18 protein-coding genes are annotated in these 19,534 nt (G+C 51.9%); 13 read left to right on the forward strand and 5 right to left on the reverse strand.

From position 1 onward, the window contains the following. Positions 1 to 184: 184 nt before the first annotated feature. From ggt to AC0YN3_RS14990, 5 genes are all read left to right on the forward strand, one after another. Positions 185 to 1,735, forward strand: coding sequence for a gamma-glutamyltransferase (gene ggt / locus AC0YN3_RS14970; protein ID WP_475776087.1), 1,551 nt, complete (start codon positions 185 to 187; stop codon positions 1,733 to 1,735). A 34-nt stretch (positions 1,736 to 1,769) separates the two neighbouring features. Continuing rightward, a complete protein-coding gene (locus AC0YN3_RS14975; protein ID WP_475775828.1) occupies positions 1,770 to 2,960 on the forward strand; it encodes an amidase in 1,191 nt (396 codons plus the stop codon). A gap of 21 nt (positions 2,961 to 2,981) precedes the next feature. Beyond that, the gene (locus AC0YN3_RS14980; RefSeq protein ID WP_475775829.1) at positions 2,982 to 3,842 is read left to right on the forward strand and encodes a fumarylacetoacetate hydrolase family protein; all 861 of its coding nucleotides are present in this window, start codon (positions 2,982 to 2,984) and stop codon (positions 3,840 to 3,842) included. A 69-nt stretch (positions 3,843 to 3,911) separates the two neighbouring features. Further along, the gene (locus AC0YN3_RS14985; RefSeq protein WP_475775830.1) at positions 3,912 to 4,610 is read left to right on the forward strand and encodes a pirin family protein; all 699 of its coding nucleotides are present in this window, start codon (positions 3,912 to 3,914) and stop codon (positions 4,608 to 4,610) included. Positions 4,611 to 4,655: 45 nt separating this feature from the next. Beyond that, entirely contained in the window at positions 4,656 to 4,985 is a 330-nt protein-coding gene (locus tag AC0YN3_RS14990) for a hypothetical protein (protein ID WP_475775831.1), read from the forward strand. Positions 4,986 to 5,055: 70 nt separating this feature from the next. Here the strand turns inward: AC0YN3_RS14990 and AC0YN3_RS14995 are convergent, their stop codons facing one another. Then, positions 5,056 to 5,187 carry a DUF4023 family protein gene (locus AC0YN3_RS14995; RefSeq protein ID WP_221226342.1) on the reverse strand — a complete coding sequence of 44 codons (132 nt, stop codon included), beginning with the start codon at positions 5,185 to 5,187 and terminating at the stop codon, positions 5,056 to 5,058. Positions 5,188 to 5,486: 299 nt separating this feature from the next. Between AC0YN3_RS14995 and AC0YN3_RS15000 the strand changes: the two genes are divergently transcribed. Further along, entirely contained in the window at positions 5,487 to 6,149 is a 663-nt protein-coding gene (locus AC0YN3_RS15000) for a hypothetical protein (protein WP_475775832.1), read from the forward strand. 260 nt (positions 6,150 to 6,409) lie between these two features. Next, a complete protein-coding gene (locus tag AC0YN3_RS15005) occupies positions 6,410 to 6,640 on the forward strand; it encodes a cold-shock protein (RefSeq protein WP_053373644.1) in 231 nt (76 codons plus the stop codon). Positions 6,641 to 6,717: 77 nt separating this feature from the next. Here AC0YN3_RS15005 and AC0YN3_RS15010 read toward each other — a convergent pair whose 3' ends face one another. After that, positions 6,718 to 8,343, reverse strand: coding sequence for a response regulator transcription factor (locus AC0YN3_RS15010; protein ID WP_475775833.1), 1,626 nt, complete (start codon positions 8,341 to 8,343; stop codon positions 6,718 to 6,720). After that, positions 8,340 to 10,268, reverse strand: coding sequence for a sensor histidine kinase (locus AC0YN3_RS15015; RefSeq protein WP_475775834.1), 1,929 nt, complete (start codon positions 10,266 to 10,268; stop codon positions 8,340 to 8,342). The genes AC0YN3_RS15010 and AC0YN3_RS15015 overlap by 4 nt, the downstream gene beginning before the upstream one ends. A 115-nt stretch (positions 10,269 to 10,383) precedes the next feature. Between AC0YN3_RS15015 and AC0YN3_RS15020 the strand changes: the two genes are divergently transcribed. The 4 genes from AC0YN3_RS15020 to AC0YN3_RS15035 all read left to right on the forward strand — a co-directional run bounded on the left by AC0YN3_RS15020 (position 10,384) and on the right by AC0YN3_RS15035 (position 14,767). Next, positions 10,384 to 11,271, forward strand: coding sequence for a carbohydrate ABC transporter permease (locus AC0YN3_RS15020; protein WP_441943037.1), 888 nt, complete (start codon positions 10,384 to 10,386; stop codon positions 11,269 to 11,271). Further along, on the forward strand, positions 11,271 to 12,104 hold the full coding sequence (locus tag AC0YN3_RS15025) for a carbohydrate ABC transporter permease (protein WP_475775835.1): 834 nt from the start codon (positions 11,271 to 11,273) through the stop codon (positions 12,102 to 12,104). Before AC0YN3_RS15020 ends, AC0YN3_RS15025 begins: the two co-directional genes overlap by 1 nt. 147 nt (positions 12,105 to 12,251) lie before the next feature. Further along, on the forward strand, positions 12,252 to 13,568 hold the full coding sequence (locus tag AC0YN3_RS15030) for an ABC transporter substrate-binding protein (RefSeq protein WP_475775836.1): 1,317 nt from the start codon (positions 12,252 to 12,254) through the stop codon (positions 13,566 to 13,568). Between the two features lie 152 nt (positions 13,569 to 13,720). Beyond that, entirely contained in the window at positions 13,721 to 14,767 is a 1,047-nt protein-coding gene (locus AC0YN3_RS15035) for a PP2C family protein-serine/threonine phosphatase (RefSeq protein ID WP_475775837.1), read from the forward strand. Between the two features lie 19 nt (positions 14,768 to 14,786). Here the strand turns inward: AC0YN3_RS15035 and AC0YN3_RS15040 are convergent, their stop codons facing one another. Beyond that, the gene (locus AC0YN3_RS15040) at positions 14,787 to 15,887 is read right to left on the reverse strand and encodes a GGDEF domain-containing protein (RefSeq protein WP_475775838.1); all 1,101 of its coding nucleotides are present in this window, start codon (positions 15,885 to 15,887) and stop codon (positions 14,787 to 14,789) included. 150 nt (positions 15,888 to 16,037) lie between these two features. On the opposite strand from AC0YN3_RS15040, the gene AC0YN3_RS15045 reads away from it, so the two are divergent. Beyond that, positions 16,038 to 16,406, forward strand: a complete 369-nt coding sequence (locus AC0YN3_RS15045; RefSeq protein ID WP_475775839.1) for a hypothetical protein — start codon at positions 16,038 to 16,040, stop codon at positions 16,404 to 16,406. A 191-nt stretch (positions 16,407 to 16,597) separates the two neighbouring features. Then, on the forward strand, positions 16,598 to 18,901 hold the full coding sequence (locus tag AC0YN3_RS15050; RefSeq protein ID WP_475776088.1) for a helicase C-terminal domain-containing protein: 2,304 nt from the start codon (positions 16,598 to 16,600) through the stop codon (positions 18,899 to 18,901). Here the strand turns inward: AC0YN3_RS15050 and AC0YN3_RS15055 are convergent. Then, on the reverse strand, positions 18,896 to 19,432 hold the full coding sequence (locus AC0YN3_RS15055) for a hypothetical protein (RefSeq protein ID WP_475775840.1): 537 nt from the start codon (positions 19,430 to 19,432) through the stop codon (positions 18,896 to 18,898). The two genes, AC0YN3_RS15050 and AC0YN3_RS15055, sit on opposite strands and share 6 nt — an antisense overlap. Positions 19,433 to 19,534: the final 102 nt, after the last annotated feature.

Raw genomic sequence — 19,534 nt, forward strand, 5'->3', positions numbered from 1 at the left:
ATCAATACAATATTGAAATAATGCTTACATTTTAGTTGCCTATCAAACGGTGAGGTGGTATTTTAGATTTATACAAGATGTTATATTATCTATCATTTAAACAAATAGATAGCGAGCCATAACCCAATCAAATTCATATTCAGGAGTGATAGGCGTGAATCAGTCCGTAATTGGAACCAAAGCAATGGTAGTAAGCCCTCATTATTTAGCTACGGCGGCTGGCGCACGCATATTGGAGCAGGGAGGGAATGCTTATGATGCGGCTGTCGCGGTTAGCGCATGCCTGGCCGTCGTGTACCCCCATATGACAAGTCTCGGGGGGGACTCGTTTTGGCTGGGCTATCATCATAGCGAGGGCAAAGTAAGAGGTTATAATGCAAGCGGCCGTTCTGGCTATAAAGCAAATATAGAGGCCTACGCTGGGCTTGCGGCAATTCCCAATCGCGGCGTGGGCAGTATTGTAACTGTGCCGGGTATGGTGGATGGCTGGGATGCGGTTCATAGCGAGTACGGTAGATTGACATGGGCAGAGGTGCTGGCGCCCGCGATTGATTATGCCGAAAATGGTTTTCCGATGTCCAAGGATCAATACCACAACACGGTACATAATGAAGCCGTGCTTGCAAGGATGCTCGAAACAGCCGATATTTATTTGCCTGGCGGCCAGGCCGTAAAGATTGGCGAACGCTTTAAGCAGCCTGCGCTTGCCAAGACGCTGCGGCGCCTCGCCCAATTCGGTCGCGATGATTTTTATAAAGGCGAGACCGCGAAGGAAATGACGGACTTTCTTGCGAAGCATGACGGACTGCTGGCAGCAGATGACTTTGCGGATCATAAAGGCAGCTGGGTGACGCCGATTGAGGGCTCTTACCGGGGGTATGCGATTCATCAAATGCCGCCTAATTCGCAAGGCTTTTCGGCCATTATGGCGCTTCATATATTGGAAAAGTTCAAGCTTGGCGAGATGGAGCACGGCTCGCATGCCTATTACCAGCTATGCGTGGAGGCCCTTAAGCTCAGCTTCCGTGATCGGAATACTTATTTATCTGATCCTGCGTTCACGAACGTGCCGCTGGAGCGGTTATTGGACAAAAACTATGCGGCTGCGCTTGCTGCCTCAATCGAGATGAACCGAGCATCAACGGAGGAGTCGCAGGTGCTTGGCAGCGATACCGCTTATGCGGCCGTTGTCGATGAGGAAGGCAACTCCGTTTCGTTTATCCAAAGCCTCTACTTTGAGTTTGGGTCCGGCGTGGTTGCTGGCAGTACGGGCGTATTGCTGCAAAACCGCGGCTCGTTTTTCTCGCTCGACCCGAATCACGTGAACAGCCTTCAACCGGCGAAAAGGACCTTTCATACGCTTATGCCTGCGATGGCTTGCCTAGGCGGCAAACCGGCAGTGCTGTACGGCACGCAAGGCGGAGAAGGACAGCCGCAGACGCAGACGGCTATTATTACGCGCATGATCGATTACGGAATGGACCCGCAGCAGGCGATTAATGAGCCGAGATGGGTATGGGGACGCACGTGGGGAGAGCCAACGCAGGAGCTGAAGATTGAGGGGCGGGTATCGCAACAGGTACTTGATTCCCTGGCAAACGCGGGCCACACGGTTCGCAAAGTAAAGGATTTCGACGGCATTATGGGGCATGCGCATGCCATTAGACGAGATGAGCAGGGCTTCCTGCAAGGCGGCTCTGATCCGCGCTGCGACGGTGCCGCGATTGGCTGGTAGCCGCATCATGAACGATAGGAAGGGGACGAATTCGATGCAAAGCTGGAATGTGTATGCAGATGAGCGAGTGGTGGTAGAACCTGTCGCCGAAGGCTTGCTAAGCGGTAAAACGTTTGCGGTTAAGGACGTGTTCGATATTGCCGGACATACGGCTGGCGCAGGCAATCCGGACTGGCTGCGTACGCATGAGCCTGCCAAGGAGCACGCTGCCGTAGTGGACCGGCTGCTGCGCAGCGGCGCAAAGCTTGAGGGTACGACCATTACGGACGAGATTATGTACAGCATAAACGGGGAGAATGCCCACTACGGCACACCGGTTAATAGGAAAGCGCCTGGACGCATCCCTGGCGGCTCCTCCAGCGGGTCTGCAGCGGCAGTAGCGGCTGAATTAGCCGATTTCGCGATTGGCACGGACACGGGCGGTTCGATCAGGGTCCCAGCTGCGTACTGCGGCATATATGGCATTCGGCCTACGCATGGAGCGGTCCATGCGCAAGGATTGATCCCGCTTGCGCCAAGCTTTGATACGGTAGGCTGGATGGCTCGCGATCCGCAGCTGCTGCTTGAGGTAGGCCTTGTGCTTTTGGACAATTTGGCCGGGAGTCGAGCAAAGGAAGGGGAATTCGGACGCATGCTGTTTGCTGATGATATATGGTCGTTGACGGATCAGCATACGCTTGAAGCGGCGTCTGGGTATTTTCCGGCGCTCCGCGATTTGGTTGAAGAGGCGAGCAATGTTAAGGTTGCCCCTGGCGGGCTGTCGGAATGGATGAATGCGTTCCGTACGATTCAAGGAATCGAGATTTGGCGTGCGCATCGAGAATGGGTTGAGCGGGTGAATCCCGCCTTCGGACCGGGCATTGCCGAGCGTTTCGCATGGGCCAGCACCCTGAAAGCTGAGAATAGCTCAGCATCGTATACGCTAAGGGAAGAAGCGCGAAGCCGAATGGATGAGCTGCTCGGCGATGATGGGGTGCTAGTGTTGCCGACGGTGCCCGCCATTGCTCCGCTGCTTCATTTGGGGGGGACTGAGGTGGAGCAGCGCCGATTGCGGACGTTCGAAATGAGCTGTATCGCCGGCCTAGCCGGCTTGCCGCAGATTACGGTTCCGATTAGGGGCGAGCTTGGCTGCCCGGTCGGCCTTTCTTTCGTTGCTGGCCGCGGACAGGACTTGAGGCTGCTGGAATGGGTAGCGAACCGCGTGGATGCAAGCGTGAACCAATAAGCTGAGGAGGAGTGCTGTGAAATGAAATTAGCAACGGTGAAAATAAACGGAAGAGAGCTTGGCGCGATCGTTGGCGCGCAAGGCCTTGTGCTGATCGAAACGATTAACGCGGCAGAAGATGCCAATTGGAGCACGGAGCTATTCGAGCTTATCCGGCTTGGCGAGCTTGAGCTGCTAACGGAATGGTATGGCTCGGGAGGCAAAGAGAAGCTGGCGCAGCTTGACGCCATCCCCTTCGAGGAAGCCGAGTACGGCCCGCTCTATCGTTACCCGCGCAAAATATGGGGAATTGGCCTTAACTATGTGAAGGATGCGGAGGAGCTTGCGGCTGTTGATCCAAGCGAGGAGCCCGTTAGCTTTATGAAGCCGGATACGGCTTTGATTGGCCCGCTCGACGCCATCCGAATTCCTCCGGATGCGGGCAAAATTACGGCGGAAGCCGAGCTCGGCATCATTATCGGCAAAACGTGCAAGAACATCACCGAGGCTGAGGTATATGACGTCATTGCCGGCTACACAACCTCGATCGACGTAACCGCATCCGATATCCATGCCCGGAATCAGCGCTATTTAACGAGGGCCAAAAGCTTTGATACCTTTTTTAGCTTAGGACCGGAGCTACTGACAAAGGACGAATTTCCGGATCCGCTTTCCATACGGGTGGAAACGGTGCTTAACGGCGAGACGGTTCATTCGAACAAGACGTTTAACATGAAATTTCGGCCATGGTTTTGCGTGGCTTATCATTCGCGCGTTATGACGCTCCTCCCAGGCGATATTATTATCACGGGGACGCCCGGCGCCGTCGTTATTCGTGATGGCGATATCGTGGAATGCCATATCGACCGTTTTGAACCGCTGTTGAATCCTGTAAGGGATTAGCAGTTGCTAGGTGGTTTGAAAACTGCTATAAATAAGTAAGTAAATAAATTGTGATTTGGAGGAGAGACGATGATCGACGTATTTCCTGCTGCTGAGCGGCATTCGGCAGACCTAGGCTGGCTGCGCAGCCAGCCTAGCTTTTCGTTCGGAGGCTACCATGATCCGAATCGAACCGGCTTTAGCGTGATGCGCGTGTGCAATGACGATTATTTGGCTCCGGGAAAAGGCTTTGGTGCCCATCCCCATAGCGATATGGAGATCGTGTCCATCGTGTTGGACGGTTTTATACGACATGAGGATAACCTTGGTAATTCCGTCGTATCCTCATTTGGCGAAGTGCAGCGCATGTCGGCTGGAACCGGCGTCATTCATACGGAATTTAATGCCTCGGAGGAAACGGAGCTGCGGCTGCTGCAGCTTTGGTTTATGCCGAGAGAACGGGGACTTGCGCCGTCTTACGAAGCGAGCAGCTTTGATCCGAACAAGCTGCGCAATGCCCTGCTGCCTGTTGTCTCTGCGCAAGGAGCGGAGCAAATAGCATCGATCGGACAAGACATGACGATTTATTTGAGCAAGCTAGAGCAGGGAAAACAGCTTGCTTATACCGTTGAGCCGGGACGCAAACAATTCATTTATATGATCGAAGGCGTGCTTCAAGTGAATGACAAGCAGCTAGAGACAGGCGATACGGCGCAAGCTGATACGTTAAACGAGCTGGCTTTTAAAGCTGATGCACCGTCATTTTTCATGTTGATTGATTTGCCATAGGCTTTCGAGATCAGTTTGCATGCGCAAGCTCAGGGGAGGTGTTACGTGATGAAGCAAACGTTTCAAGTGAAGCACGCGATAGGCGGACGGATGTTTATCGACTCGAATAAGCACGGCGTGCCTTACACGCAGGAAGCACAGGGGCAGGGCTGGCGATTCACGGTTCACGTACCGAATGGTCCGATGCTCCAAGAGGTACTCGCTCATAAGCATGAGCTGAATGTGTTTATTTTTCAGGAGTATGAGGATCAGCCGACTTTGAAAACGTGGTATTACATCAAGGATGGGCAGGTCGAATACGATGCGGATAAGGGCATTCTTACGATTATCGCCGATTCGCGCATTGAGTATTACCCCCATGAATATTCGGTTTAAATGAATTGCAAACGCAGGATGAAAAGACCTTTTGGCGGCTGCTCCGTCAAAAGGTCTTTTTGTATTTTGTTTATTTATTGGTGCCGTGCTGCTTGTTGGAGAGTCTTTCTGCGGGGTTTCCGTTTCCGCTTCGCCGCTTATTGAGCTCGGCTTTGTGCTGATTGGCCTTTATTTTATCGACAAAGCTTTTGGTGCTTTCCAATGCTGTTCCCTCCTCGGATGCAATTGTGATATCTACTACTCCCATTAGAATAACCAACATTTGAAAAATCAGGCATGACCGTGAATATTTTATTCGGCAGCCATTGAACGCTGGATGGGACATCCTTTATGCTAGCTATAAAGATATAATCGGGAGAACAGATTTCTGCCGAATGAAGTCGAAGCGCCGCGATAAGCACAAATATGTTCTAACAAGCGCCCAAGTAACCCGAGTTTGCTGCCTGTAAGCACCTGTAGGCGCTTACAGCAATCCACTCAAACAGGAGAAGCGAGGTACATATGATTAGACTCATTGCAAGAGCGTACATGCAGGAAGGCAAGGAAGAGCAGGCGATTGATGCCGCGAAACGGGAGGAAGCTGTACTGGTGTTAATGGAGCAAGGGGAGATTATGACCGTCGGCTGCTTTCGTTGGGAGCGCAACCTATTCTTGTATTGCGAATGCAGGAACCGACAGCTCGAGCCGTCTGCGCTGATGCCGGCGGTGACGCCATTTTTAGAGGATTGGCCAGGACAGGGCGATGTGCGGAATTGGGTTCCAATGATCGATGTGTTTCATTTCAACGAGCCTGCCAGCGAGGAGCATTGGCTGCGCAAGGAGACTGTCGAGCGCAGGGTTGGCAGGGTGGCGCATTTGAAGCCGGAAATGGCGGCAAGCTATATTTATTACCATTACCAGCTGCAGGAGGAGCAAGCTTTCCATGGACCCAAATACGAGATCATTGCGATGCATGAGAATCTTTTGTTTGGTTACCAAGAGTTTCCGGCTGTCGTAGAAGCACCTGTCATACCCGGCAAGCTGAGCACGAAGGGGACGCCAACTCCATGGAGCGATTCGAGAATGGACCTGCATTTCCAGCCTTGGGAGGATGGGCATTTGTTTTTCAAGCCTGTGGAGCAGATATTCGCTTATTACAATGATCCGGCAAGCGTAAACGGCTGAAGCCGTCCTCTGGCGGATAAGCTAACGTTTCGCGTAGAAATATCGAGAAGGTAGGCAGAATGATATACTTTCCTATATTTTAAAAAAAGGCGCACAAGCATAGGCACATATTTGCCTTTATTGGACGAAATATGGTACAATAAGATTACTTGCAAGTTTGTAGCACATATTCACAATACACTGCTGTTTATAAACGATAACTGCCCCTAACTCATCAGTTCGAGGCAGTTTTTCCTTTTTTATCGCGAAGGGGGCTGACCATGTACAATCGTAAAAAACCGCTTGAAGAGATTCCGGAAGAAAACACGAAGGTATGGACATGCGAGACGGAAGGGTGCAACAGTTGGATGCGCGATAACTTCGCGTTTGATCACGTTCCTACTTGTTTGATCTGCCATGAACCAATGGTCAGCGGCGAGAAGATGCTGCCCGCGCTCAACAACTCCAATAGTGACATGAAGACGCTGAAAAAGGGTACGCCAATTATGTAGTTTCTTCTCCAGCAGGCAGAAGCCGAGCTTTGCACGTACGGTTAACACCGTTCGCGCAGAGCCCGGCTTTTTTCTGTTCAGACATCCCCGCCGAAATGGTGCTTGCGGTAATCATTAGGCGAGCAGTTTGTTCGTTTCTTAAACACTCGGCTGAAATATTTCTCATCCTGGAAGCCGACAAGCTCAGCGACCTGCGAAATTTTCAGCTGACCGTTCGCAAGCAGCTCCTTCGCGCGTTTAATGCGCACCTCCGCGATGAAATCGGATAGATTGCCATTTGTCTCCTGCTTGAACTTGCGCGATATGTATTCCCGGCTCAAATAAAATTTTTCGGAAATATCCTGCAGCGTAATTTCCTCATGGGGATGCTGCTCGATATATGCGGCGATTTCCTCGATGACGCTGCGTTCCTTGTCCTGTTCGGCGAACCTCGCTGCAATCTCGAAGGCTTCCGCCAATACGGCAAGCTGCCATTGCCCGAAATCAAAGAAACCATTGGCATCAACAGGCAGCGACGCATGTTCCCCGTTAGCCGCCGTGCGGCCGTTGCCGTTCCTGCTGCGCTCATTCTTTGATTCCCATATCGATTTGGCAAGATCATATTGCTGACGCCATACGGCAAGCTGCTCCAAGGAAAGAAAGCGTTCTTGCTCCAAAATATCAAACCATGGCCTCAAAGCGCGGCGAATTTGTTCCTTGCTGCCGCTTAGCACGGCAAATCGAATGCGCTCTTCATGCTCGCTAAAGAGGAGCGGGGTGTTCTTGCTGCTGCCAGAAGCTGAGCTGAACACGTGTAAATATGCGTCATTTACGAGCAAATTCCGGCGCAGCAGAGCAAGCCTTGCCTGCTGATAAGCGCTGGCACCAGCGGCCGGAAAGGCGGCAGCGTCGCTAAGTCCGAAGTGAAACCGGGTCTTAAGCGTCTGAAGGAAAGCGCGATTCATCGCTTGAATGAGCTCAGCCGCCTGATCGCCATCACCCCAGAAGAGGAGCAGAATCTCCTGCTCATGGCTCCAGTGGCGAAGCGCATAGCCTTGCTGCTGCGGTTTTAAGAATTCATTGCAAATATTCGTTATCGAGAATAGGAGCAGGTCGAGACTATCCGCGAATTTGTCTCGCACGGCAGGAGGGATGAGATCGAGCCTGATGACTGCTATGCGGACGCTTGTTATCGGCTTTGTAATACCAAGATCCTGCTTGATGGTATCGGCAAAGCCGGGATGGGCGCCAGGCTCATTGATGATCGTTGAGAAATACTGCTCCAGATACATCGGCTTCAGCTGGTTCAGCTCGATGCTCATCATACGCTTTCGAGCACGCTCCTGCTCCTCCGCCGTCCAGCAATCCACGGCTTTCGTAAGCGCGCCGATAAGCTGATCAGCGTCTATCGGCTTGAGAATATAATCGACTCCGCCGTATTTGACCGCATGGCGGACGAAGCTGAAATCATCATGGCCGCTGATGACAATGATTTTGCTGGCCGGCGCGTGCTCAGCTGTCCATTGCAGCAGCTCCCTGCCATCCATGTTCGGCATCATCATATCGGTAAATATAATTTCGGGACGCTCGCTGCGGATCAGCTCCGTAGCGGACATGCCGTCCTGCGCTTCCAGCAGCGTATCAATCCCGAATTGCGCCCAAGGCACGAGCAGGCGAATCGCTTCCCGCACATGCTTCTCATCGTCAATAATTAATGCCTTCATGCCTCATTCTCCTTCGACAGCGGAATATGAATCGTAACCGAAAAGCCGTGCGGCTGTACATGCCTCAGCTCCATGGCAGCGGTCGCGTCGAAATGCAGGCGCAGCCGGGACAGCACGTTATGCAGCCCGATGCCGCCTTCGTCTTCGCTTTCCTCGCGAGCGGCTCCTAGCCTAGGTACTTTACGCAGCTGGCTTAACACTTCCTGCAGCCGCTCTTCGGACAACCCGCAGCCATTGTCTTTCACTTCAATGGACAGCAATTGCCGTTCTTCGTCCAGAAAGCTGGCGATTATCAGCTCGGACGGCTGTTCAAACGATTGCACAAATCCGTGCTTGAAAAAGTTTTCGAGCAGCGGCTGCAGAATCATTTTCGGAATCAGAATGCTTCTTGTCCGTTCATCGATGCTCAGCTCAATATGAAGGGCGGTATCAAACCGCTGCTTCTGCAGGTCGAGATAGGCTTGCACGTAATCGAGCTCGCGGCTAAGCTCTACGACGGCGTTCATCGTGTTCATCTGGTAACGCATCATTTTGCCAAGGGATGTAATCAAGGAGTAGGCTTTCGTATCCCCGTGCTGAAGCGAGACGGTGCCTATCGACTGCAGCGCGTTATACAGGAAATGCGGGTTGACCTGCGCTTGCAGCGCTTTCAATTCATTGGTCTTATTGGCGATTTCCAGCCGGTATTCGGTAAGAATCAGATTGTTGATCGTCTGCATCATGGATCGGAAGCGTCTGGCGAGCAAGCCGATTTCGTCATTGCTGTGAATATCGATCGACACGTTTAGATTGCCGGTTTCGATCTTGTTCACGTACCCGATTAGGCGCAGAAGGGGCTTTGTGAACCGGATGGAAATGAATAAGGTGGCGAGCACGACGACAGCCAGAAAGGCGATGCCGACTGCTGTATTGATGCGTGCAATACGGTCTGCGGCACTGTAGAGATGCTTGTAGGGTGTTTGCTTAATTAAATACCAGTCCATATAGGGCGTTTTGATCCGGTCGTAGAAGACCATCCCATCGAAAGCTTCCGTTTTCCAATCGAAATGGCCGCTGTCCTGTCCGGATTGCAGCACCGTGCCGAGCCAGCTTTGCTTAGCTGCCGTACCTATCTCGGTTTTATCCGAGGATAAGACGATTTGGCCGCTCGCATCGGTGATGTAGAAGCTTTCTTGTCCGCTGTCATAGAGCTGACGGTTCAAATCCTCCAGCACATGCAGCCTGACGTCGATGGACAGCTCGGCCAGCAGCACCTCGCTCGGCGCAAGGAATATGGGGCGGTGCAAACTAAATACCATCTCTTCGGAAGCGGCGGATTTGAGATCAACGAGCCCGTAATTATGGCTTTGATGCGATGCCTCGATATACGCTTTTTTAGAGGTTAACGGCACTTCTCCCGTGTTCTGGCCGACCTTGATATCATCGTTCCAAAGCAGGTATGTCGCATTCTGCTTCACGACGTACAGCCTGACTTTATGAAATTCGCTTACGCTTTGATACATGTTGTAGAGGTGGTCCTTCAGCAGATTGCGATTGCGGATCACGTCCGTAATATCGTTCGGGAACACTTCGTCCTCCATGCTGTGCTCCAAAATGTAATACAACGAACGAGGCACATTCATCGCATTGTAGACGGCTAGCGACTTTTGGTTGATGTTGTTCATGTAGTTCATGATGTTGGTTTTGCCGAGCGACAGCAGCCGGTTGTTTTTGGCAATGGCTTCCTCGGTAATCGATTTGGTCGTCGCATTGTACGAGATGACCATGGAGGTGGCAATCGGCAATATGGTGGCCGCAAGCAGCAACAGCATAAGCTTTTTTCGAATCGTATTGAATGGCTTCCCCGTATTCATGACCACCATCGCTCGCTTTCTGTTCCTATCGCTTATGCATACACAGTAACCGATCCATGTGCGGATGGTCAATATAGTCCACCTACCTTATCATCATCCTCTGTGTTCGGAGCCCGTCAATCGGTTTTATACTGTGAGTATCAACAGACAGCTACCGTCAGAGGGAAAGAGAAGGGGGACGAGGATAATGTCCAAAAAAATCAAATGGACCGAGTGGGTCCAGCAAACGGTATTTGTCGGCCCTGGGCTTATTGCCTTTATACTGATCGTGCTTGCTCCGTTCGTGATGGGCTTCTACTACACGTTCACGGAGTGGAACGGTATGGATCTCGGCAACGCCAAATGGACCGGCATGAAAAATATTACCAAAATATTTACCGACGATGAGCGGTTCTGGAATGCCTTCTGGTTCACTACCAAGTTTACGCTCGCAGCGGTTATTGTGACCAATGTGATGGCATTCCTGCTCTCGCTGCTGCTAACGCGCAACCTGAAGAGCCGCAATTTCCTGCGCACGGTATTTTTCCTGCCGAACGTAATCGGGGGATTGCTGCTCGGCTACATTTGGTATTTTATATTCGTGCGGGGTTTCCGGGCTATCGGCGAAGCGACGAATATCGGATTTTTCAACCTGCAATGGCTCGGCACGCCCAATACGGCCTTTTGGGGCATCGTTATCGTGTTCGTATGGCAGACAGCCGGCTACATGATGATCATCTATATCGCGGCGATGATAAGCGTGCCGAAGGATTTGATCGAGGCCGCCAAAATCGACGGTGCCGGGGCATGGCAGCTGCTGCGCTCCGTAACGGTGCCGCTCATTATGCCGGCGATTACGATCTGCTTGTTTTTAACGACCTCCAATTCGTTCAAAATGTTCGATCTAAACCTGTCGCTGACAGCCGGCGGGCCCGGCAATGCAACGGAATCGATCGCGCTTAACGTATACCGCGAGGGGCTAGTGAACAATCGATACGGGCTTGGGACAGCCAAAGCCATGATCTTCTTTTTCGGAGTAGCGCTGATCACGGTCACGCAGGTATGGATTACGAAGAAGAAGGAGGTGGAGGCATAATGGAAAACAGGCAGCGTTACACGCCTCTTATTCTGTTGCTTGAGCTTATCGGCGTTGCCGTGGCGCTTATCTTCCTGACGCCGTTTTATTTTCTCATCATCAACTCGTTCAAAGAATTGAAGTACATTCTGCTTAATGCCGCTTCCCTGCCGGAGAAGCTGGGGCTCGACAATTTCAAGCGCGCGTGGGTAGCAATCGACTTTCCGACCGTGTTCCTGAATTCGTTCTTAATTACCTCGATCAGCGTACTGCTGCTCGTTGTCGTCAGCTCTATGATGGCTTACCGCTTAGTGCGCCGGCCGACCGCCTTCAACAAGCTGCTGCTAACGGTGCTTATCGCAGCCATGATCATTCCATTCCAATCGGTCATGCTGCCGCTTATGCGGATTACGTCGATGTTCGAGCTTCGCGGCCATCTCTATGGTATCGTTATTTGTTACATGGGCTTTGGCATTTCGTTGTCGATGTTCCTATACCATGGCTTTATCAAGTCCGTTCCGCTGGAAGTGGAGGAAGCGGCAGTCATGGACGGTTGCTCGCCGTATGGCGTGTTCTGGCGCATCGTGTTCCCGCTGCTCAAGCCGATTACCGTTACGGTTATCATTCTGAACGTCTTGTGGATCTGGAATGATTACCTGCTGCCGGTGCTCGTCATTAACGACAATCTAACGACGATTCCGCTTGCGGTGCAAAAGTTTTTCGGGCAGTATTTGCGCAAATGGGACTTGGCGATGGCGGCGCTCACGCTGAGCACGATTCCGATAATTGTATTTTTCTTGTTTTTGCAAAAGCATATTATCGAGGGAATTACTGCAGGATCCGTAAAAGGATAATGACTTACATGAATAAATGGAAGTTATCAACATTTTACACCTATATGTACAATATATTCTGTGTTGTGCCAGCTTGTTGCACACTTATAATGACGATGTAAGCGTTACAAAAAAAGTGTATATATAAAAATTGCGGGAGGTCATAAGATGAAAAAAATTTCCTTTCTAATGCTCGCGGCTATCATGGTTATTGTTCTGCTCAGCGGCTGCGGCAACAACGCAAACGGTGAAACAGCAACTAATGCACCAGCGAAAACGAACAACCAGGGTGCGGAGCCGGATCCTACGGAGGCTCCGAAGAAGGATGTCAAAATCAAAGTGTTCCAATTCAAAGTGGAGATTGCGGAAGCGCTTGAAAAGCTGGCTGCCGAGTATGAGAAGGAAACGGGCGTTAAGGTGGAAATTGAGACGCACGGCGGCGGCGAGGATTACAGCGCATTGCTGAAAGCGGAGCTGGCTGCAGGCGAGGAGCCTGAAATTTTCAACTCCAGCGGCTGGGCAGGCTTCGATCCTTATGTGGACCGTGCGACAGACTTGTCTGGCGAAGCATGGGCGAAGGATTTGGTTGAAGCGTCCAAAGCGCAAATTACGCGTGACGGCAAGCTGCTGGGCATGCCGATGAACCTAGAAGCTTACGGCTTTACGTATAACAAGGATTTGTTTGCAAAAGCAGGCATTACCGAGCTTCCGCAAACGCTTGAAGAGCTGGAGGCTGCCGCCAAAAAGCTGAAGGATGCAGGTATCACGCCATTTGCCCTTACTTCCGAGTGGTGGTCGATGGGTATCCATACGCTGAATATCGCTTTCGCGAATCAAGCTGATCCTGCTGCATTCATTGAGGATGTTAAGGCAGGCAAAGTGAAGCTGAAGGACGATCCGATTATGAAAGAGTGGATTCGCCTTGTGGATATCATGTTCGCCAACGGCCAAGACAATGCTTTGACAACGGACTATAACACGCAAGTCGCTGAATTCGCAGCGGGCAAATACGCGATGATTCAGCATGGCAACTGGGTTCAAGGCATGATCGACGAGATCGACCCGGCGCTTAACCTCGGCATGATGGCTGTGCCTCTGCAAGGCAAGCCGAACGTGTTCACAGGCGTGCCGAACAACTGGATCGTAAATAACAAATCCGCGCAGGTTGAAGAAGCAAAAGCATTCTTGAACTGGATGGTTACATCGGAAACAGGCAAAAAATTCATCTCCACGGACTTTAAATTTGTTCCGGCCCTGTCTTCCATCACGCCGAATCCAGAGGCGGTAGGTAAAATCGGCGGCGACTTCGCAACCTTTGCGAACGCTAACCCTGAGCAAGTAAAAGGCTGGAACTGGGATCGCTTCCCGGACGGCATTACGCAGCAATGGGGCGCGGCTATGCAGGAGTACCTCGGCAAACAAATTACGAGCGATCAACTGCTTGAGAAATTCGATAAAGCGGTACAGGATATCGTGAAGAAATAATAGGCTGAAAGCAGAGCCCCGTACAGTCAAATGTGCGGGGCTCTTCGCTATGTATCCCTACGAACATAAAAGCTTGCGCTACCCAATATGAATATAGATGAAGGGAAAGCCCGCGTACGTACGGGCAAGTCCATGATAGGGCGGGGGATGCGATGAGCGGGATAGGGTGGAGCTGCACGGTGATCGGGATTGGAGTGCTGCTGGCAGCGGCGATTGCCATATACAGGCATGCCCGCCGACAAAGGAGCATGTATGTGAAGAATCCGCTTGAGCATATGCCTGAGGCTGAAAAAGATTTCGCAAGTGTAGGAGAGCATGATTCTATACATTTTAATGCATCAGGCGAAGGAGAAAACGAGAATACGGGTCCGAATAGAAGAGTAGAGGAGCGGGCGAGAATCGGAATTGCGGAGGAGAGTGACAGCTTCCTATTCGGCAGCATTCAGGTTCAGCTTGGCTTTGCGCAGCACATCGGCGAGCGGGAGGAGCAACAGGATGCTTATTGCTACTCGGAGCTGGAGGATATCGCGGTCATTAAAAAGCAGGGGGTACTGGCTGTGCTGGCTGATGGAATGGGCGGCTATGAAATGGGCAAGGAGGCGGGGCAGCTGGCTTCGCAGACGATGCTGAACGAATATAGAAGCCTGGTTGAGAAATGGGGGGTGCCGGGAGCGCTTGCCGGTGCTTTGCACGCGTCTAACAAATCGGTATACGAGCTCGCGCTGGCGCATGGACTGGAATGGAGCGTGGGCACGACACTGATTGCCGTTGTCATCCAGGAGGGGAGGTTATACTGGATTTCGGCGGGCGATAGCCGTATTTTTTTGTACCGAAACGGCAGCTTGATTCCATTAACGAAGGATCATGTTTACGGAAACTGGCTGCAGGAGCGGGTCCAAGCAGGCGAGCTTACGCAGGAAGAGGCGGACACCCATCCAGAACGGCATTTATTGACGAGCTATCTGGGTATCCCTAACGTCACAGAGCTTGATGCGAACGAGCTGCCGCTGCGAGTCACCACAGGCGATCACGTTATTTTGTGCAGCGACGGATTAAATGAAGATTTGACGGAAGAGCTGCTGGAGGAAGCGCTGCGATTGCCTCCCTCGGAAGCATCGGCGTTTATCATTGCGCATGTATGCGCGCAGAAGCGGCCGTATCAGGATAACGCGACCATTGTCGTTTTAGGCTGCTATTAGCCCGATGGTAGCCTGGCATCTACTGGATCGTTGTGCGGTTTTTGCCTTCGCTCTTCGAAACATAAAGCGCCTGATCCGCCTGTTGGAAGGCGTATTCCTTGGTCTCGCCGGCCTCGATGGCATGAAGCCCGATGCTGACGGTTACATGGCGCCGGTTCATTTCCCCAATCGGTCTGCAAGCGATCGAAATCCGCAGCTTTTCAACGATTTGCCAGGCAGTCCGCATATCCTTTTCTTGCAGCAGCACAACGAATTCTTCCCCGCCGTAGCGGGCTGCAAAGCATGTGTGGGAAAGGCTGTCCGCTATGCAAGAGGCAGCCTGCTTAAGCGCAATATCGCCAGCCCAATGACCGAACGTATCGTTCACTTGCTTGAAGTTATCGATATCGAGAATCGCGATCTGAATCGGAAAAGCGTGAAGCCTCTGATTCTCAAGCAGCTTTTCGATATGCTCGTGAAACGATTTATGGTTATGCAAACCCGTCAAAGGGTCAATCTTGGCCATGCGTTCCATCATCATTGCCTGAATTCGCAGCTCCTGCTCGGATTGCTGCACCATGTCGAGCTGTTCGACCAGCTCGCTGCCGCGTCGAATGACCGCAAGGCCGGTAAAAGCGGCGACCAGAATAATGCAGGTCATCAGAATCAAATCGATCATGTCCGCCGTGGATCGGTGCTCCGACAAGCAGAAGGCTCCGAACAAGCCGGCAAAGCACAGGGCAAGGCATGCGAGCAAATATCCCTTTTTGAAATAAATGATGGAAATAAACAACGGAAACAGCAGAACGACCGGCGCTACCGCAAAATAATCCCGGATGAAATATAAATAAATATACGACAAAGCGATGGAAGCGGAAATAATGGCTCCTTCTGACCATTGCGGATAGGTTCGATGACATAGCTCAAGGCCTATCATAATAATCAAAAAAATCGAATCCGGTACAAGCAGGTCTTGCGCGAAATAATTCAGGGGCGTTAAAAATGGCACCTGAGGCGCGATGACCTCATATATCAGCCACTGCGAGATGAACACGACAATAGATATGGCCCACATAATATTCAGAATGAGTCGGTTCCAATTGAATGTAATAAGCAAGCTGTGAAGATGCGGTCTCGTCATATACGCCTCCAGTTCTACGGTGCAGTCTGTGTAGGCTTCGACGAATTTACAGCAGCATCCTTTTTTTTCGACAAACTCGGTTTCACTTTTTGGTTAGAATCGTGACCTTAGTGGGTATTATAGGGTAGAAACGTCTAAGGAGGTCATTGCATGGAGAACGTTAATGAGCGTGATAAAAGGCATATAGGAAGCTTGGCTACGGAAAAGGATATTGATCCGGCATTCGGTTTGTTTACGGAAGAGGCGAGCGCGAGTGAGGTTCCGGCAGCTACCGAGCTTCTGTCCAGCCAGCATCGGCATGAGGATGCCGGGCTGCATGAATCGCATGTTCCGGTCATGCTGGATGATGAAGTGGACACGGCCGAGGAAATTTCGGAGGAGCTTGCCGCAGTGCCCGATGCAGACGTTATCGCGAAGGACAGTCCCATCGATCCTGCCTCGCCAGGTGAGGAGTTCCACGGCACGGATCTGTTGAACGGCGTTGGCAACCATCCGGAGGAAGAGACAGAGGAGCTTTAGCCTGCTTATCCATAGAGCGGCAAAGCAGCCTATCCTCGTACGTTCTTCCTATTCATGCAGCATCTGCAAATCCGTTGCCGCCGGCGGAATTGCAGATGCTGCTTTTTGCTGTTTGGTTGTTTGATACGCCGCATGTGATACAATTAAGGAACAAATGTTCTTTATGGGGCGGTTGAGAAACAGTTATGCTAATCGACGGAACGGTTGCGATATCGGTAAGGCATCTGGTGGAGTATGTATTCTTGAGCGGCAGCATCGACGTCAGGCTGAATGCGATCGATGCGATGCATGAAGGCACCAAGGCGCATCAGAGGGTTCAGCGAACCTACGGGGAGCAGGATGAGAAGGAAGTGTACGTCAAAGCGGACATCGCCGTTGATGATCTGCTATTTGTCGTGGACGGGCGCTGTGACGGCTTGCTCCGTACGGAGCCGTTGCTTACCGTGGACGAGATAAAGTCGACCGGCGGCGATCTTGACCACATTACGGATGACGGGTATGCCGTGCACTGGGCGCAGGCACTTTTCTACGCTTATATGTACGCCAAGGAGCATAGCCAGAAAGCGATGCGTGTGCAATTAACCTACGTGCAGACGGAAACGGAGGAAGAGCGCCGTTTCGCGCGGGAAGTCAGCTTTGAAGAGCTGGAGCAGTACGTCCATGATGTTGCTGCACGGTATGCACCTTACGCGCAGCAGCGGCGCAGGCACGAACAGAATAGAAATGAAAGCATCAGCGGACTCGCGTTTCCGTTCGAAACGTACCGGGCGGGGCAGCGGAAGCTGGCAGGCGCGGTCTACAAGTCGATCGAAGAGAAGGTCCGGTTGTTCGCGAAGGCGCCTACCGGCATCGGCAAGACGATATCGACGACCTATCCGGCGATCAAGGCAATCGGTGCGGGCATGCTGCAGCGCTTTTATTATTTGACGGCAAGGACTACGACGAGGGCTGCTGCCGAGGATGCGCTGCTATTCATGAAGGAGAAAGGGCTGCGCTTGCATGCGGTGACCATCACGGCTAAGGATAAGGTATGCTTTCAAGAGGAGGTCCGCTGCGAGAAGGAGCATTGCCCCTATGCAGACGGTTATTATGATCGCATAAATGGCGCTGTACTTGATATTTTGGAGCAGGAGACGGTGATGACGAGGTCGGTTATTGAAACGTATGCGCATAAGCACCGGGTGTGCCCGTTTGAATTTTCGCTCGATCTCGCCTATGCGGCGGATGCGGTCATTTGCGATTATAATTACATATTCGATCCGCGGATTTCATTTAAGCGGCAATACGCTGAGATGAAAAAACGAACGGCGCTGCTTGTGGACGAGGCGCATAACCTGGTAGACCGCGCACGTGAGATGTTCTCGGCTGAGCTGTCGAAGGCGCCTTTTCTGGCACTGCAGCGCGAGCTGAAGAGCGTGCATAGCGAGGGCTACCGAACCGCAAAGGCTATTAATGATTACTTCATCGCGCTTCGTAAAACGAGCGACGGCGCACCGCATGTGGTGGAGCGTCAACTGCCGGAGACGCTGGTCGCATTGGCGGATGCATTCGTTCATGCGGCAGAGCAGGCGCTGGCGTTAGGGGCTAGCGCCGGTGGCTTGCTGCTGGATACGTATTTCACGGCCCAGAACTTCATTCGTACGGCTAAGCTGTTCGATGAGCGGTATGTCGTATTTACGGAGCTGACAAAAAGCGATGTGCGGCTAAAGCTATTTTGCTTGGATCCGTCCAAGCTTCTACAGCATATGGGGAAAGGCTATCGCTCCCATATTTATTTCTCGGCCACGCTGTCCCCTGTTTCTTATTATATGGACATGCTGGGGGCCGGGGAGGACGATTACACGCTGGCCGTGCCGTCTCCGTTCTCCAGAGATCAGCTTGATGTCATAGTCAACCCGCTCTCGACCCGCTATCATGACCGTGATGAATCCAAGCTGCCGATCGCGCAGCTGATCGTGAAGCTGATGGCTGAGCGCCCGGGCAATTATTTTGTGTTTTTCCCCTCTTATGCTTATATGAATGCGGTTTATGAGACCTATATGGAGCTAAAAGAGTGGTCGGTGCCTGCCGGCTCGGCGTCCGATGCCGAGGTGCTTCTGCAAAGGCCGGATATGGCGGAGGAGGAGCGGGATCAATTTCTTGGCTCGTTTCAGGCAGGCAGCGGAAAATCGCTGATTGGCTTCGCCGTGATGGGCGGCGTATTCTCGGAGGGAGTAGACCTTGCCGGCGACCGCTTAGTTGGCGTAATCGTTGTCGGAGTCGGCTTGCCTCAGCTGGGCGTGGAGCGGAACATGCTGAAGGATTATTTCAACGAGCAGGGGAAGAGCGGCTATGATTACGCTTATGTGTTCCCCGGCATGAATAAGGTGCTGCAGGCTGGCGGCCGTTTAATACGCTCGGAAACCGATCGGGGAACGCTGGTACTGATCGATGACCGGTATTTGCAGCCGCAATACCAGCGGTTGTTGCCGGAGGAATGGCGCGGCTCCTTATAAGGCGGAGTCGGACTCTGCTTTGACGCCGCGCTTGGGGAATAGCGATAAGGCACCGAGCTTTTTCTCGACGAGTGCGGCGGCAGACAACGTAACCAACAGCCCGAGCAAAGATCCGCAGACGGATAGCGGAATGACCCAAAGCAGCGACGGCTGCGTAAAAAAGGGAATGAGCGAGACGGCGAGAATCGGCGGCGCATTCCATTTGAATGTGTTAATAAAAGAAATAACGATCACCAGCGTAAGCAGCAGCGAAATGACGCCTGGGTGGATGTATACCGACACGGATCCGACAATGGAGGAAATGACCGCGCCGAAGGCGATTTTGCGAACCTCCGCTTTCTCGAACGGACGTGAGATGAAGAGCAGGCTGAACGCGCCCAGCGTAGGGAAAAACAAGGAATGCATATAAGGAATATGTGATGAAATCCAATAAATGAGGATGATATACAAGCAGATTGCATAAGTGCGTATGCGCATGCCGCAGACTCGCCTTCTTTCATAGTTGGATAGACCGATAACTTTACTCAGCATGTTACATTTTACGCCGCTTGATCTTGTACAGTCAATTGCTTAAATGTGTCATTTTTGGAGTCTTACCCGTATTGGACATGCAAGCAAAGCAGCAAAAGAGCC

The sequence above is a fragment of the Paenibacillus sp. J22R232 genome, assembly GCF_056269165.1.

What these genes read in the sequence shown, in the direction of transcription:
- ggt (WP_475776087.1), top strand. Translation starts at nt 185, where the DNA reads ATGGTAGTAAGCCCTCATTATTTAGCTACGGCGGCTGGCGCACGCATA.
- AC0YN3_RS15040 (WP_475775838.1), bottom strand. Translation starts at nt 15,887, where the DNA reads ATGACGAGACCGCATCTTCACAGCTTGCTTATTACATTCAATTGGAAC.
- AC0YN3_RS15045 (WP_475775839.1), top strand. Translation starts at nt 16,038, where the DNA reads ATGGAGAACGTTAATGAGCGTGATAAAAGGCATATAGGAAGCTTGGCT.
- AC0YN3_RS15055 (WP_475775840.1), bottom strand. Translation starts at nt 19,432, where the DNA reads ATGCTGAGTAAAGTTATCGGTCTATCCAACTATGAAAGAAGGCGAGTC.
- AC0YN3_RS15010 (WP_475775833.1), bottom strand. Translation starts at nt 8,343, where the DNA reads ATGAAGGCATTAATTATTGACGATGAGAAGCATGTGCGGGAAGCGATT.
- AC0YN3_RS14985 (WP_475775830.1), top strand. Translation starts at nt 3,912, where the DNA reads ATGATCGACGTATTTCCTGCTGCTGAGCGGCATTCGGCAGACCTAGGC.
- AC0YN3_RS15020 (WP_441943037.1), top strand. Translation starts at nt 10,384, where the DNA reads ATGTCCAAAAAAATCAAATGGACCGAGTGGGTCCAGCAAACGGTATTT.
- AC0YN3_RS15005 (WP_053373644.1), top strand. Translation starts at nt 6,410, where the DNA reads ATGTACAATCGTAAAAAACCGCTTGAAGAGATTCCGGAAGAAAACACG.
- AC0YN3_RS15030 (WP_475775836.1), top strand. Translation starts at nt 12,252, where the DNA reads ATGAAAAAAATTTCCTTTCTAATGCTCGCGGCTATCATGGTTATTGTT.
- AC0YN3_RS15000 (WP_475775832.1), top strand. Translation starts at nt 5,487, where the DNA reads ATGATTAGACTCATTGCAAGAGCGTACATGCAGGAAGGCAAGGAAGAG.
- AC0YN3_RS14980 (WP_475775829.1), top strand. Translation starts at nt 2,982, where the DNA reads ATGAAATTAGCAACGGTGAAAATAAACGGAAGAGAGCTTGGCGCGATC.
- AC0YN3_RS14975 (WP_475775828.1), top strand. Translation starts at nt 1,770, where the DNA reads ATGCAAAGCTGGAATGTGTATGCAGATGAGCGAGTGGTGGTAGAACCT.
- AC0YN3_RS15035 (WP_475775837.1), top strand. Translation starts at nt 13,721, where the DNA reads ATGAGCGGGATAGGGTGGAGCTGCACGGTGATCGGGATTGGAGTGCTG.
- AC0YN3_RS15025 (WP_475775835.1), top strand. Translation starts at nt 11,271, where the DNA reads ATGGAAAACAGGCAGCGTTACACGCCTCTTATTCTGTTGCTTGAGCTT.